The organism is Bacillus sp. M5A3_1b (genome assembly GCF_053345335.1).
The window spans coordinates 96,157-110,919 of the sequence record NZ_JBKEZY010000001.1 but is presented as its reverse complement, the minus strand read 5'-3'; the positions used below and the strand labels follow the sequence as shown (position 1 = coordinate 110,919).

The following is a 14,763-nucleotide window of genomic DNA, read 5'->3' as shown; positions in this document are numbered from 1 at the left end:
TTCATAAAAAAGCTTTATTTTATAAGTGTTTTTGTTCGATTCTAGAAAAATAAGTCTTGAAAATCAATATAATGAAATAAATTTAGCGTATTTATGCCTATTTCTTCAAAATAATATGGAGTATAAAATCGGAGTAAATATAAAGGAAATACGTTCGATACTTTTGTTGTAATTCCGTTCTTTTACTTTCTCTTTCGCACGATTTAACTTGTGTTCTATTTCTTGTATCAGGTATAATATGGCTAAGTAGCTTAGTACGGGTATGCTTAGCAAAATTGGTAAAAATTATAATTTGATTACATTTTCATATCATATCGAATAAGATATTTGATTTATATAATGAAAGAGAGGTGAAACCTGGTTTAAAAAATAAACAAGGACATGATATCGCATAACGGTAAGGACATTCGTCTTGGACGGTGAATATATGGTGGTTGTAGAGTTTCCCCTGGTGTCTCTGCAATTTTAGTGAAATCAGTGTTTGAAAGATTTTTAAACCAGGCAACAACATGAAGAGAAAAGAGAATGAGTCTGTTAAAGTATTTGCTCTTGGTGGAGTAGGTGAAATCGGGAAAAACATGTACTGTGTTGAAATTGATTCTGAAATCTTTATTGTAGATGCAGGATTAATGTTCCCAGGAGATGAAATGTTTGGAATTGATATCGTTATTCCTGATATTACATATTTAGTGGAAAACCAAGAGCGAGTAAAAGGTTTATTTATTACTCACGGTCATGAAGATCATATTGGTGGAATTGTTTACGTACTTCGTAAATTATCAATTCCAGTGTATGCAACGAAATTAACAGTAGGACTTATACAAGAAAAACTTGGCGAAGCGGGTATGTTAGGCCGTGTAGACTTAAAAACAATCGATTCAAATTCAACAGTAGAGTTTAATACTACAACGGTGTCATTCTTTGGAACGACACATAGTATTCCAGATTCTGTTGGTGTTTGTTTCCATACATCAAAAGGTGCTATCGTATACACGGGAGACTTTAAATTCGATCAAACTCCAATTGGAAATAGTGGAGCAGACCTTGGAAAAATGGCACAAATCGGAAATGAAGGCGTACTATGCTTATTATCTGATAGTACAAATGCTGAGCGTCCAGGCTATACAGGTTCTGAAAAAGAAGTTGGTGTAGAAATTTCTAAAGTGTTCTACGGCGCAGAAGGACGTATTATCGTTGCTTCATTTGCATCGAATGTACATCGTATTCAACAAGTATTTGATGCAGCTGCTGAAACAGGACGAAAAGTAGCGGTTGTAGGACGTAGTATGGTGAAAGTGGTAGATATCGCAAGACGTCTTGGTTATTTAGATGTTCCAGAAGGTATGGTTATTTCACTACAAGAAGTAGACAATTTCCCAGAGAAAAAGGTAGCTATTTTAACGACAGGTAGCCAAGGTGAACCGATGGCAGCCCTTTCTAGAATGGCGAAGCAAGCTCATAAACAAATTTCAATTCGTAAAGGCGATACGGTTATTATTGCGGCTTCTCCAATTCCAGGTAATGAAATATCTGTATCGAAAATTATTGACTTGTTATTTAGAGCTGGAGCTGATGTTATTTATTACGGTGAAAGAAAAGTTCACGTTTCAGGTCACGGTAGCCAAGAAGAATTAAAGTTAATGTTAAATTTAATGAAACCGAAATATTTTGTACCCGTACATGGTGAGTTCCGTATGCAAAAAGCACATGCATATTTAGCTGAAGATGTAGGTATTGCAAGAGAGAATATCTTTATCGTAGAAAAAGGTGATGTGATTGCTTTTGGTGACGATGACGCAAACTTAGTAGGCAAAGTACAAGCTGGTAATGTGTTAATTGATGGATTAGGTGTAGGTGACGTTGGTAATATCGTTCTTCGAGATAGAAAAATGTTATCTCAAGATGGAATATTAGTAGTTGTTGTAACACTTGGTAAAGATGAAAAGAAAATTATCTCTGGTCCAGAAATCATTTCACGTGGTTTTGTGTATGTTCGTGAATCAGAAGCGTTAATTGACCGCTCTACAGAGATTGTACGTATGATTGTTGAGCAATCGATTAAAGAGTATTCAATTGAATGGTCTATGTTAAAACAAAATATTCGTGAATTATTAGGGCAGTTCTTGTACGAAGAGACAAAGAGAAAACCTATGATTTTACCGATTATTATGGAAGTATAAAAAAGATCACCTTTACGGGTGATCTTTTTTTCTTTTTAAACTCTATCGAATGAAATTTATAACTTAAGAAATAATAGTTATATACGAGTGAAAGGGGATGCGATATGACAGAACGTGATCGTTATACAAATGAAGGGAAAGAGGCTGAGCCGAAAGAAACTGGGAAAGAAGCTTCGATAGTGGAGAAAATTCAACAGCTAGGGCAAACGAATGTACCACAAATGAATGAATCAAGTATTCATTGTTTAACAATCATCGGGCAGGTAGAAGGTCATGTTCAGTTGCCGCCGCAAAATAAAACAACAAAATATGAGCATATTATTCCGCAAATTGTTGCGATAGAACAAAATCCGAAAATTGAAGGTTTGCTTTTAATATTAAACACGGTTGGAGGTGACGTTGAAGCAGGGTTAGCAATTTCTGAGATGGTAGCTTCGCTTTCAAAGCCAACGGTATCACTTGTTCTGGGCGGAGGGCATTCTATCGGTGTACCAATCGCCGTCTCTACGGATTATTCATTTATTGCGGAAACTGCGACGATGACAATTCATCCCATTCGTCTAACAGGTCTTGTTATAGGTGTGCCGCAAACATTTGAGTATTTAGATAAAATGCAAGAAAGAGTCATTCGATTTGTGACGAAGCATTCGAAAGTAACCGAAGATCGTTTTAAAGAACTTATGTTTGCGAAAGGGAATTTGACGCGAGATATTGGGACGAATGTAATTGGTGGCGATGCAGTGAAATATGGTCTTATAGATGATGTCGGTGGTATTGGGAATGCGATTCGAAAACTGAATGAATTAATAGATGCTCGCATGGATGATAGTGCAGAAGGGACAATGTTACAATGATTTTATACACAATTATGCCAGAGCAACTTGTATATCCAGCTGATTATTCGCAATGTGAAAGCCAAAAAGTTGTAAATATAAACGGTGTTGAATTAATGGTTTCTGAAGAAGAACATGGGTGTTATTCTATTGTACGTGTGTTAAGTACGGATCCGCTACACTACTTAGAGTTTGAGCCCGGCCAGAAAATAACCTTTTAGCAAAAAGAAGGATTTTGTTTAGAAGCTATGGTATAATATAAAAAACAAGACGGTTGAGCAGCCATGAGAGGGCTGCTTTCTTCTGTTTATTTAACAATTTACAAGAAGTGTAAAAATAGAAGATATAAGACCTGAAAAAATAGAGAAAACAGACATGTAAGTAGTGCTTTTTTAGGAAGCCCTACTTACATGTAGAACACGAGGTGAAGAAATGGCAAAACAAAAGCAAAGAGGGGCGAAGGCAAAAGCAAGGCGCACGATAAAGCCAACTTTGTATTATGAAATCGTCGGTTTAACTCTTTTTGCACTTTCAATCATTACGATTTTACAGCTAGGTGTTGTAGGGAAATCGTTTGTGTTATTTTTTCGCTTCTTCTTTGGTGAGTGGTACATAATTGGTGTGTTAGGTGTAATAGCTTTATCGGTTTCGTTTGTTATCAAACGTGGATGGCCGAACCTTTTAAATAAACGGTTAATTGGTTTTTATTTAATAGTATTGGCGATATTAATGTTTAGTCATATTACATTATTTAACCTTCTTACGAAAGATGGAGCAGTGCAAAATACTTCTGTTATTGTGAGTACGAAAGATAACTTCTTTCTTGAAATGAAAAAGGGGCCGGATAGCGTTCATTTAGGCGGTGGTATGTTTGGTGCGCTTATGTTCGCGACGTGTTACTTTTTATTTGACGAAGTAGGAGCTTATATCATTGGCATTATTTTAGTGATTCTCGGCATACTTTGTATAACAAATAAGCATATTGGAGAAGTACTTGCCCCTGTAGGAAGAATCCTTAGAAGTCAATTTGAAGTAATGCAAGGGGATTATAAAGATTGGAGATCCAAAAGGACGGCTGAACAAACAGAAAAGAAAAAAACAACGAGAAGCACAAGGAGCAAACGTGCTGCAGAACAAGAAGAGACTATTGAGCCGATGGAAGAAATCTCAATTGATCCTCCAATTATTTCGAATTTCACTGAGAATTATCCTGTAAATGAAGAAGAGAATAAACGAATTAGCGAAGAACAGGAAGCAGAGTTAATAACTTCACCGTCTATTGAAGAGGCTCCGTCTGTTGAAGAATCTAAGAAAAAGCGTGGAGAAAAGATTGTAGAATCTTTAGAGGCGGAAACAAGTGCCCCGCCAATGCAATTTTCAAATGTAGAAAATAAAGATTACAAGCTTCCTGCACTTGATATATTGAAATTTCCTAAGAATAAGCAAGTTACAAATGAAAATGCAGAAATTTATGAGAATGCTCGTAAATTAGAACGTACATTCCAAAGTTTTGGAGTGAAAGCGAAAGTAACAAAAGTACATAGAGGTCCTGCAGTTACAAAATATGAAGTGTATCCTGATATGGGAGTAAAGGTAAGCAAAATTGTTAGTTTAAGTGATGATTTAGCACTTGCTTTAGCTGCAAAAGACATTCGTATTGAAGCACCTATTCCCGGGAAATCAGCTGTAGGGATTGAAGTTCCGAACTCAGAAGTATCTATGGTAACGCTAAGAGAAGTTCTTGATTCTAAGGCTAATAATCATCCGGAAGAGAAGTTGTTAATTGGTCTTGGACGAGATATTACAGGTGAAGCTGTATTAGCCCGTTTAAATAAAATGCCCCATTTACTAGTAGCTGGTGCGACAGGTAGCGGGAAAAGTGTATGTATTAATGGTATTATTGTTAGTATTTTAATGCGTGCAAAACCACATGAAGTAAAATTAATGATGATTGATCCGAAAATGGTAGAGTTAAATGTATATAACGGTGTTCCGCATTTATTAACACCAGTTGTAACTGATCCGAAAAAAGCATCACAAGCTTTGAAAAAAGTCGTGAGTGAAATGGAACGACGTTATGAATTATTTGCTCATAGTGGCACGCGTAACATTGAAGGATATAATGATCATATTAAAGAACATAATAGTCAATCAGAAGCGAAACAACCGGAATTACCTTATATTGTAGTAATAGTGGACGAGTTAGCCGATTTAATGATGGTTGCTTCATCAGATGTAGAGGATGCGATTATGCGTTTAGCACAAATGGCTCGTGCGGCTGGTATTCATTTAATTATTGCGACGCAGCGTCCATCGGTTGATGTTATTACGGGAGTCATTAAAGCGAATATTCCATCACGTATTGCATTCGCGGTATCTTCTCAAACGGACTCTCGTACAATTCTTGACGGTGGTGGTGCAGAGAAACTGCTAGGTCGTGGAGATATGCTGTTTATACCAATTGGTGCATCGAAGCCTGTACGTGTACAAGGTGCATTTTTATCCGATGATGAAGTTGAGAGAGTTGTAGAGTATGTTATTGGTCAGCAAAAAGCGCAATATCAAGAAGATATGATTCCACAAGATGTTCCTGATACGAAGCAGGAAGTAGAAGATGAATTATATGATGAAGCAGTTCAGCTTGTAGTGGAAATGCAAACAGCATCTGTTTCTATGTTGCAACGTAGGTTTAGAGTAGGTTATACGCGAGCTGCCCGTTTAATTGATGCAATGGAAATGAATGGTGTAGTAGGTCCGTATGAAGGTAGTAAACCACGAGAAGTGCTCATTAATGATGTACAAGAAAAAAGTTCATAAAAAAAGCCTAATTGTTTTTACAATTAGGCTTTTTTATATGCTAGTTTTGTTATATACTATATTCAGCGATGAAGAAAGGGCTTACATTTGAAACGATTCTTTAGAATACGAATACTTTGATTATGTTTTTAATGAATGTTCGATATTTAATGTAGAAAAATGTTAAATTTTGTTGACACGTATGGGAGCAAGTGGTAAGATTACTTCGAAAAGAATCACTGCCTCATATAATCTTGGAGATAAGGTCCATAAGTTTCTACCCGGCAACCATGAATTGCTGGACTATGAGGGGAAAAGTGTGTAACAAAGGATGTAAGAGATCTTTGTGCCGAACTTTTTCTCGAAATGAGGAATGTTTATGGTGCGAAGTTTTTTTTATGCAGTAAAGAGTGAAAATTTCATCTTGAAAAATTATTAATATTTATTCGACAATTAAGCTTATTTTTAGTATTTAGCAATTTTTATTATGTTGTAAGTTGAAAAAAGAGAAAAGAAGTCTTACATCAGAGGTCGAATAATTGAAATGCGGGGGAGTCTTATGTCAGTAAAATCCGATAGTCGTCACCTATATTTACGGGTGATTGATCATATCAAAGAAAAAATTAAAGATGGAGCTTACAAAGAAAGACAGAAGTTACCATCAGAGTTTGATTTAGCGAAAGAACTTGGTGTAAGTAGGGCGACTTTAAGGGAAGCGCTGCGTATTTTAGAAGAAGAAAATGTTGTCATTCGTAGACATGGTGTAGGAACATTTGTAAATGCAAAGCCGTTATTTTCTTCTGGGATTGAACAACTTTCTAGTATTACAGATATGATTTCTAGTGTGGGGAAAACACCAGGAACTATCTTTTTATCATCATCTACAACAAGTTTAACAGAAGAAGAGAAAGAGAAGTTTAATAGTGAAGACGGTTTTAATGCCGTAATGATTGAGCGTGTGCGTACAGCAGATGGGGAACCTGTTGTATATTGTATCGATAAACTTGCAAAAGAAATCTTGCCAGATTTATCGGGATACAACGAAGAATCATTGCTTACAGTGATACATAACAATACGCACAAACGTATCACATACGCAGTTGCGCACATTGAGCCAATTGGCTATCATCCGAAAATCTCACCGATTTTAGAATGTGAACCGGAAACGGCACTGCTAGTTTTAAAACAAATGCACTATGATCAAAATGATGAGCCAATCTTATATTCTATCAATTACTTTAGAGCTGATAAGTTTAGCTTCCACGTATTAAGAAAACGTATGTAGGTAAGTTCCATTTTAGGGAGGTGACAGCAAGAAGTTAGGGACAGCAGCGTAAGAATAAAGAGATATATATAATTTTAGGAGGGGTTTCTAGTATGAAGAAAAAAACAGGTCTTTTATTATCATTAACATTAGCAGCAAGCGCGGTTTTAGGTGCGTGTGGTAACTCGGATAAAGCGAGTAGCGACAAAAAAGAGTTCAAAGTTGGTATGGTTACAGATGTTGGGGGTGTTGATGATAAATCATTTAACCAATCAGCTTGGGAAGGTTTAACGAAATTCGGTAAAGACAATGATTTAAAGAAAAATGAAGGATATCGTTATCTTCAATCAAGTAAAGATGCAGACTATATTCCAAACTTAACAAAATTTGCGAAAGATCATTATAACACAACATTCGGAATTGGATTTTTAATGCAAGACTCGATTGAAAAGGTTGCAAAACAATATCCGAAAGAGCAATTTGCAATTGTAGATAGTGTAGTGAAAGAGCCGAATGTAACAAGTATTACATTTAAAGACCATGAAGGCTCATTCCTAGTTGGTGCTGTAGCAGCAATGACGACAAAATCAAATAAAGTTGGATTTGTTGGCGGCGTGAAGAGTCCATTAATTACAAAGTTTGAATCAGGTTTCAAAGCTGGTGCAAAAGCAGTAAATCCAAATATCGAAATTGTAGCGCAATATGCAGATGCATTTGATAAACCAGAAAAAGGATCTGTATTAGCTTCAGCAATGTACGGTGGTGGAGTTGACGTAATTTATCATGCTTCAGGTGCAACTGGTAATGGTGTATTCACAGAAGCGAAAAACCGTAAGAAAAAAGGTGAAAACGTTTGGGTAATCGGTGTTGACCGTGACCAAAATCAAGAAGGTATGCCTGAAAACGTAACTTTAACTTCTATGGTAAAACGTGTTGATATTGCAGTAGCAAAAGTAGCACAAGAAGCGAAAGATGGTAAATTAAAAGGCGGTAAAGTAGAAGAGTTCGGATTAAAAGATGACGGTATTGGTATTGCGAAAACTACTGACAATGTGAAAAAAGTAAATCCAGAAATCTTAACAAAAGTAGAAGAGTTTGAGAAGAAAATCACTGACGGTGAAATTAAAGTACCTGCAACTGACGAAGAATATAAAACATATGAAGCTTCTCTAAAGAAATAATAATAGAGAAATAGCAAAGGTTAGTTCTTAGAACTAACCTTTGTATATATAAAAATACCTTTAATAGACTGCAATTGGGGAGTGTTCCCTGCTAGAAGGAGGAACAAAATGGAATACGTAATTGAGATGAACAATATTACAAAAGTATTCCCAGGCATTGTAGCAAATGATGATATTACGCTGCAAGTAAAACAGGGAGAGATACACGCTTTACTTGGAGAAAATGGTGCAGGGAAATCAACATTGATGAATGTACTGTTCGGTTTGTATCAACCAGAACAGGGAGAAATTAAGATTAAAGGAAAACCTGTAAAAATTACAAATCCGAATATAGCAAATGACCTTGGTATTGGGATGGTCCATCAGCATTTTATGCTTGTTCATAATTTTACAGTTACAGAGAATATTATTCTTGGAAATGAGCCGAAGAAAAAAGGAAGGATTGCTGTTGAAGAGGCTGCGAAAGAAATTAAACAATTATCTGAACAGTACGGTTTAGCAGTTGATCCAAATGCAAAGATTGAAGATATTTCGGTTGGGATGCAGCAAAGGGTTGAAATATTAAAAACGCTTTATCGTGGTGCGGAGATTTTAATATTCGATGAACCAACTGCGGTGTTAACTCCTCAAGAAATTCACGAGTTGATTCAAATTATGAAGAAGCTTGTGCAAGAAGGGAAATCTATCGTTCTTATTACACATAAATTGAAAGAAATTATGGAAGTTTGCGATCGTTGCACAATTATTCGTAAAGGTAAAGGAATTGGTACAGTTGACGTTGCGGAAATGAATGAACATAAACTTGCAGAATTAATGGTCGGACGTCAAGTGAATTTTAAAACAGAAAAAATAGAGGCTAAACCGAAAGAAGAGGTTCTATCTGTTTCGAATATTGTCGTTCATGATGCACGCCAATTACCTGCTGTAAAAGGCCTTGACTTAACTGTTCGTGCAGGAGAAATCGTTGGTATTGCAGGGATTGATGGAAATGGACAAAGCGAATTAATAGAGGCAATTACTGGTTTACGAAAAGTTGAGTCAGGTTCTATTGCAATTAAAGGAAAAGAAATAACAAATTGGCCTGTTAGAAGAATTACAGAGGAAGGAATTGGTCATATTCCAGAAGATCGTCATAAACACGGTCTTGTGCTTGATTTTTCCGTTAGAGATAATATAGTTTTGCAAACGTACTATAAAAATCCATTCTCAAAGAAAGGGGTTTTAAATTTTAGTCAAATCACACAAAAAGCAAAAGCGCTTATTGAGCAGTTTGATGTGCGTACACCAGGTGAACACACGTTAAGTCGTGCACTATCTGGTGGAAACCAGCAGAAGGCAATTATCGCACGTGAAGTGGATCGTAATCCAGATTTATTGATTGCAGCACAGCCAACACGTGGTTTAGATGTAGGTGCGATTGAATTTATTCATAAAAAATTAATCGAGCAGAGAGATAAGGGGAAAGCAGTATTGCTTCTATCGCTAGAACTGGATGAAATATTAAATGTAAGTGATCGAGTTGCTGTTATATATGAAGGGAAAATTGTAGCAATTGTTGATGCGAAAGAAACAAATGAACAACAGCTTGGTTTGTTGATGGCTGGCGGAACGGAGAAAGAGAAGGTGAATACAAATGGCTAAAAAATTTTTAACGGAGCGAACAATTAATATTTTAGTTCCTGTATTATCCGTTATTTTTGGTTTACTTGTTGGTGCCATTGTAATGTTATTTAGTGGATATGATCCAATTGTTGGGTATGCAGCGCTTTGGGAAGGAATGGTTGGAAATCCACAAGCAATTGGTGAAACATTACGTACGATGATTCCGCTTGTATTAGCAGGACTTTCTGTAGCATTTGCATTCCGTACAGGCCTTTTTAACATCGGAGTAGAAGGGCAGTTATTAGTCGGGTGGCTTGCTGCTGTTTGGTTTGGATATGCAGTATCATTACCGGCAATTTTACATATTCCGTTGTCAATTTTAGTAGCGGCAATAGCTGGTGGGCTATGGGGATTTATCCCGGGATATTTGAAAGGGAAATTTAAAGTAAATGAAGTAATCGTAACGATTATGATGAATTATATTGCACTTTACGTGACGTATGATTTAATTAAGCGCTTCTTACATGAGGCGAATGAGAAGTCATATGATATAAAATCTAGTGCTTCTTTATCTTCTGAATGGTTATCCTCTTTAACAGATGGTTCTCGTTTGCACTGGGGGATTGTCGTAGCGATATTAGTAGCGATTATTATGTGGTTCTTATTGGACAGAACGACATTGGGATACGAATTGAAATCTGTTGGATTTAATCAACATGCTTCTCAGTATGCGGGGATGAAAGTTTCTCGAAATGTTGTACTATCTATGACGATTGCGGGTGCATTTGCAGGGATTGGTGGTGCTATGGAAGGGCTTGGTACATTCCAAAACATGACAGCGATGTCTTCGTTTACTGGTATCGGATTTGATGGGATTGCGGTAGCTCTACTTGGGGGGAATAATCCGTTTGGTATATTATTAGCGGCTTTACTGTTCGGTGGTTTGAAAAGTGCAGCCCCTCAAATGAATTTTGAAGCAGATGTACCTTCTGAGTTAATTAACGTTATTATTGCATGTATTATTTTCTTTGTAGCGTGCAGTTATGTTTTACGCTGGGCACTTACACGCATGAGCAAGGAGGGGAAATAAATGAGCTTTTTAGATATTTTAGCCATTCTTGTGACGGGTACGTTATATACGGCAGCGCCACTTATTTTTACGGCGTTAGGTGGAGTGTTTAGTGAACGTTCTGGGGTTGTAAATATAGCGTTAGAAGGTTTAATGTTATTTGGTGCATTTACTGGTATCGTTACAACGTTATTAATGGGTGATACGTGGGGAGCGATGACTCCTTGGATAGCTCTATTATTTGCAGCGATTGGTAGTGGGTTATTTGCACTTCTTCACGCAGTAGCATCTATTACATTCCGTGCAGATCAAGTAGTGAGCGGGGTAGCGATTAATTTCTTAGCTCTTGGTTTAACGGTATTTGCGATTAAGAAAATCTTTGGCAAAGGACAAACTGATTTCATTCAATACCGTATTGAAAAAATCGATGTTCCGGGTCTTTCGGATATTCCGGTAATCGGAAAAATCTTTTTCTCAAATGTACCGTTAACATCGTATATTGCTATTATTTTAGCGTTTGTCGTTTGGTATGTCATTTATAAAACGCCGTTCGGTCTTCGTCTTCGTGCGGTTGGTGAACATCCAATGGCAGCAGATACGATGGGGATTAATGTATATAAAATGCGTTATATTGCAGTTGCTATATCTGGAATGTTTGCAGGGGTTGGTGGAGCGGTCTTCGCTATGTCGATTTCTGGTAACTTCTCAGGTGCTACAATTACGGGACAAGGTTTCTTAGCGCTAGCAGCTATGATTTTCGGTAAATGGAATCCACTAGGTGCTCTTGGAGCGGCTCTGTTCTTCGGATTTGCTCAATCACTAGGAATAACAGGTGGTACCATCCCGGTACTGAAAGAAATTCCAAGTGTATTCTTAACGATATTACCATATGTATTCACAATATTAGCACTTGTCGGTTTTGTAGGCCGTTCTGAAGCTCCGAAAGCATTAGGAACTCCTTATGAAAAAGGAAAACGATAAGTATTTTATAAGTATAAAAAAGCTCGCACATTAGTGCGGGCTTTTTTACATAGAATATATGTAATACGGAATTTTACTATGTTCCTTACATATGAAAGTTTTTAGAAAGAGCCTCATGTAAGTATAGTGAGGAAGAAAAGTTGATTTTTCATTTCTAAAAACTGTATATTGAAGAGGAATATTCCTATATACGTAAAGGAGGGCTATAAATGAAACTAATGGAACAACAGTTACATGAGTTAGGTGGTTTGCGAGTACATATTATTCCGACTGATAAATATAAAACAAATACTTTTGTATTTCGTTTTAAAGCACCTTTAAATGAGGAGACGGTGACAGAGCGTGCCCTATTGCCATACGTATTGCAAAGTGCGACAGAAAAGCTTCCTTCTGTAATTCGTCTTCGTCAATATTTAGAAGAATTATACGGATCTTCTTTGGCAGTAGATGTAAGTAAAAAAGGAGAAGACCATATTATCTCTATTTATGTAGACATTGCAAATGAAGTATATTTACATGATGCACCACCGCTATTTGAAAAAGCGCTTTCTATGTTATCGGATATCGTTTTACATCCAGCAACAGAGGGGAATGGTTTTTTACCTTCTATCGTAGAAAGTGAAAAGAGAGCGCTCTTGCAACGAATTGAAGCTACGTACGATGATAAAATGCGCTATGCAAACGAGCGTTTAATTGAAGAAATGTGCAAAGTAGAACCGTATCGTTTAAGTGCACATGGGAAAAAAGAGATTGTTTCTTCTATTACAAATGAAAGTTTGTATCAATATTATCAAAAAGTGTTAGCAGAAGATGAAATGGATCTATACATTATTGGTGATATTTCAGAAAACGCAGTGGATCTTGTAAGTAAGTATTTTTCTATTTCAGCGCGTCCTGCGAGAGAAAGAAATGTACTTCTTCATAAGAGAAATAATGAAGAAAAAGAAGTTGTTGAAAAACAAGAATTAAAACAAAGTAAATTACACATTGGTTATCGTACGTTTATTACGTATAAAGACGAAGATTATTTTGCGCTACAATTGTTCAATGGATTGTTTGGAGGATTTTCTCATTCGAAGTTATTCGTTAACGTTCGTGAAAAAAATAGTTTAGCGTACTATGCGGCATCCCGCTTTGAAAGTCATAAAGGCTTATTGTTTGTCATGTCAGGGATCGAAGCGAAAAATTATGAAAAAGCTGTTGAGATTATTAAAGAACAAATGTTAGCGATGCAAAATGGTGATTTTTCTGAAGAAGAGATGCATCAAACGAAAAGTGTTATTCAAAATCAAATATTAGAGGCGATTGATACACCACGCGGATTTGTGGAGATGCTGTATCATGGTATTATTTCAGATCGTACGCGTCCGGTTGAAGAATGGCTTACAGGCATTGAAAGTGTGACGAAAGAAGAGATTGTGAAAGTTGCTAAAAATATTGAACTAGATACAATTTACTTTTTACAAGGAACGGAGGGAGAATAAATGGAGAAAATTGTTTATGAGCAATTAAAAGAGACACTCTATTATGAAAAACTTCCTAATGGATTAGATGTATATATTTTACCGAAGCAAGGATTTAATAAAACATTTGCAACGTTTACGACAAAATATGGTTCTATGGATAATACATTCGTACCACTAGGTAAAGAAGAAATGGTTCGTGTGCCTGATGGAATTGCTCATTTTCTTGAACATAAATTATTTGAAAAAGAAGATCACGATGCTTTCCAATTGTTTAGTAAACAAGGAGCATCAGCAAATGCTTTCACATCTTTCACAAGAACAGCTTACCTGTTTTCATGTACATCAAATGTAGAACAAAATTTAAATACATTGTTAAACTTCGTACAAGAGCCTTACTTCTCTGAAAAAACAGTTGAAAAAGAGAAGGGGATTATTGGGCAAGAAATTCAAATGTATCAAGATAATCCAGATTGGCGCTTATACTTTGGATTAATTGATAGCTTGTTTGTAAAGCACCCAATTAAAATTGATATTGCAGGGACAATCGAGTCTATTAGTAAAATTACGAAAGACTTATTATATGAATGTTATGAAACATTTTATCATCCGAGCAATATGTTATTGTTCGTTGTGGGGGCAATTGATCCAGAGAAAACAATGGATTTAGTACGTGAAAATCAAGCGAAAAAAGATTATAAAAACCAGCCAGAAATTGTACGTTCATTTGAAGAAGAACCAGATGAGGTAAATGAAAAGAAGAAAATTATTTCCATGCCTGTACAAACACCGAAATGTTTAGTTGGTATTAAAGCGACAAATTTAAAAGAAAAAGGGAAAGCCCTTTTAAAACAAGAAATTGCGCTTACGTTACTTTTAGATTATTTATTTGGGAAAAGCTCCGTTCATTACGAATCTTTATATAATGAAGGTCTTATTGATGATTCGTTCTCGTATGATTATACGGAAGAGAATAACTTCGGTTTTGCAATGGTTGGCGGCGATACGAAGCAACCTGATGAGCTGGAAGAGCGTTTGAAAAGCATTTTACTAAATACAAATTATGATCAATTAGATGAGGTGGCATTAGAACGAGTAAAGAAAAAGAAAATAGGTGGCTTTTTACGCTCGTTGAATTCGCCGGAATATATTGCAAATCAATTTACACGATATGCGTTTAATGAATCTAGTCTGTTTGAGGCATTGACTGTATTAGAAAGTTTAACTGTTCAAGATTTACAAGAAGTAGCCAAATTATTATTATCAGAAGAGAAAATGAGTGTTTGTCAAGTTTTACCGAAAAAATAAAAGATTTCATAATAATACCCTCATCTTATCATTGATAAATTGTAAGATGAGGGTATTATTTATAGGAGAAAGATTTTGTTGAGATA

Annotated in this window: 11 protein-coding genes and 1 riboswitch; all 11 genes read left to right on the top strand. The window is 36.1% G+C overall.

Annotation, left to right across the window (positions count from 1 at the left end):
* Positions 1-509 precede the first annotated feature (509 nt).
* The 11 genes from ACLBWW_RS00515 to yfmH all read left to right on the top strand — a co-directional run bounded on the left by ACLBWW_RS00515 (position 510) and on the right by yfmH (position 14,677).
* Positions 510-2,180 carry a ribonuclease J gene (locus ACLBWW_RS00515; RefSeq protein ID WP_000823079.1) on the top strand — a complete coding sequence of 557 codons (1,671 nt, stop codon included), beginning with the start codon at positions 510-512 and terminating at the stop codon, positions 2,178-2,180.
* 104 nt (positions 2,181-2,284) lie between these two features.
* Entirely contained in the window at positions 2,285-3,034 is a 750-nt protein-coding gene (gene tepA, locus ACLBWW_RS00510; RefSeq protein ID WP_000139828.1) for a translocation-enhancing protein TepA, read from the top strand.
* A complete protein-coding gene (locus ACLBWW_RS00505; protein WP_000605020.1) occupies positions 3,031-3,234 on the top strand; it encodes a YlzJ-like family protein in 204 nt (67 codons plus the stop codon). Before tepA ends, ACLBWW_RS00505 begins: the two co-directional genes overlap by 4 nt.
* A gap of 211 nt (positions 3,235-3,445) precedes the next feature.
* Positions 3,446-5,830 carry a DNA translocase FtsK gene (locus ACLBWW_RS00500; protein ID WP_048545978.1) on the top strand — a complete coding sequence of 795 codons (2,385 nt, stop codon included), beginning with the start codon at positions 3,446-3,448 and terminating at the stop codon, positions 5,828-5,830.
* Between the two features lie 203 nt (positions 5,831-6,033).
* A riboswitch (purine riboswitch) is annotated at positions 6,034-6,135 on the top strand.
* A gap of 233 nt (positions 6,136-6,368) precedes the next feature.
* The gene (locus tag ACLBWW_RS00495; RefSeq protein ID WP_000114176.1) at positions 6,369-7,094 is read left to right on the top strand and encodes a GntR family transcriptional regulator; all 726 of its coding nucleotides are present in this window, start codon (positions 6,369-6,371) and stop codon (positions 7,092-7,094) included.
* A 92-nt stretch (positions 7,095-7,186) separates the two neighbouring features.
* Complete coding sequence (locus ACLBWW_RS00490; protein ID WP_048545975.1) at positions 7,187-8,254, top strand: BMP family lipoprotein; 1,068 nt, start codon at positions 7,187-7,189, stop codon at positions 8,252-8,254.
* Between the two features lie 108 nt (positions 8,255-8,362).
* Positions 8,363-9,895, top strand: coding sequence for an ABC transporter ATP-binding protein (locus tag ACLBWW_RS00485; protein WP_048545973.1), 1,533 nt, complete (start codon positions 8,363-8,365; stop codon positions 9,893-9,895).
* The gene (locus ACLBWW_RS00480; RefSeq protein ID WP_001074492.1) at positions 9,888-10,946 is read left to right on the top strand and encodes an ABC transporter permease; all 1,059 of its coding nucleotides are present in this window, start codon (positions 9,888-9,890) and stop codon (positions 10,944-10,946) included. Before ACLBWW_RS00485 ends, ACLBWW_RS00480 begins: the two co-directional genes overlap by 8 nt.
* A complete protein-coding gene (locus ACLBWW_RS00475; RefSeq protein ID WP_000008847.1) occupies positions 10,947-11,906 on the top strand; it encodes an ABC transporter permease in 960 nt (319 codons plus the stop codon). It begins immediately after the preceding gene.
* A gap of 209 nt (positions 11,907-12,115) precedes the next feature.
* Positions 12,116-13,390, top strand: coding sequence for an EF-P 5-aminopentanol modification-associated protein YfmF (gene yfmF, locus ACLBWW_RS00470; protein WP_048545971.1), 1,275 nt, complete (start codon positions 12,116-12,118; stop codon positions 13,388-13,390).
* Entirely contained in the window at positions 13,391-14,677 is a 1,287-nt protein-coding gene (gene yfmH / locus ACLBWW_RS00465; protein WP_048545969.1) for an EF-P 5-aminopentanol modification-associated protein YfmH, read from the top strand.
* The last annotated feature ends 86 nt before the right edge of the window (positions 14,678-14,763 follow it).

What these genes read in the sequence shown, in the direction of transcription:
- ACLBWW_RS00505 (WP_000605020.1), top strand. Translation starts at nt 3,031, where the DNA reads ATGATTTTATACACAATTATGCCAGAGCAACTTGTATATCCAGCTGAT.
- ACLBWW_RS00500 (WP_048545978.1), top strand. Translation starts at nt 3,446, where the DNA reads ATGGCAAAACAAAAGCAAAGAGGGGCGAAGGCAAAAGCAAGGCGCACG.
- tepA (WP_000139828.1), top strand. Translation starts at nt 2,285, where the DNA reads ATGACAGAACGTGATCGTTATACAAATGAAGGGAAAGAGGCTGAGCCG.
- ACLBWW_RS00495 (WP_000114176.1), top strand. Translation starts at nt 6,369, where the DNA reads ATGTCAGTAAAATCCGATAGTCGTCACCTATATTTACGGGTGATTGAT.
- ACLBWW_RS00485 (WP_048545973.1), top strand. Translation starts at nt 8,363, where the DNA reads ATGGAATACGTAATTGAGATGAACAATATTACAAAAGTATTCCCAGGC.
- yfmF (WP_048545971.1), top strand. Translation starts at nt 12,116, where the DNA reads ATGAAACTAATGGAACAACAGTTACATGAGTTAGGTGGTTTGCGAGTA.
- ACLBWW_RS00480 (WP_001074492.1), top strand. Translation starts at nt 9,888, where the DNA reads ATGGCTAAAAAATTTTTAACGGAGCGAACAATTAATATTTTAGTTCCT.
- ACLBWW_RS00475 (WP_000008847.1), top strand. Translation starts at nt 10,947, where the DNA reads ATGAGCTTTTTAGATATTTTAGCCATTCTTGTGACGGGTACGTTATAT.
- ACLBWW_RS00490 (WP_048545975.1), top strand. Translation starts at nt 7,187, where the DNA reads ATGAAGAAAAAAACAGGTCTTTTATTATCATTAACATTAGCAGCAAGC.
- yfmH (WP_048545969.1), top strand. Translation starts at nt 13,391, where the DNA reads ATGGAGAAAATTGTTTATGAGCAATTAAAAGAGACACTCTATTATGAA.
- ACLBWW_RS00515 (WP_000823079.1), top strand. Translation starts at nt 510, where the DNA reads ATGAAGAGAAAAGAGAATGAGTCTGTTAAAGTATTTGCTCTTGGTGGA.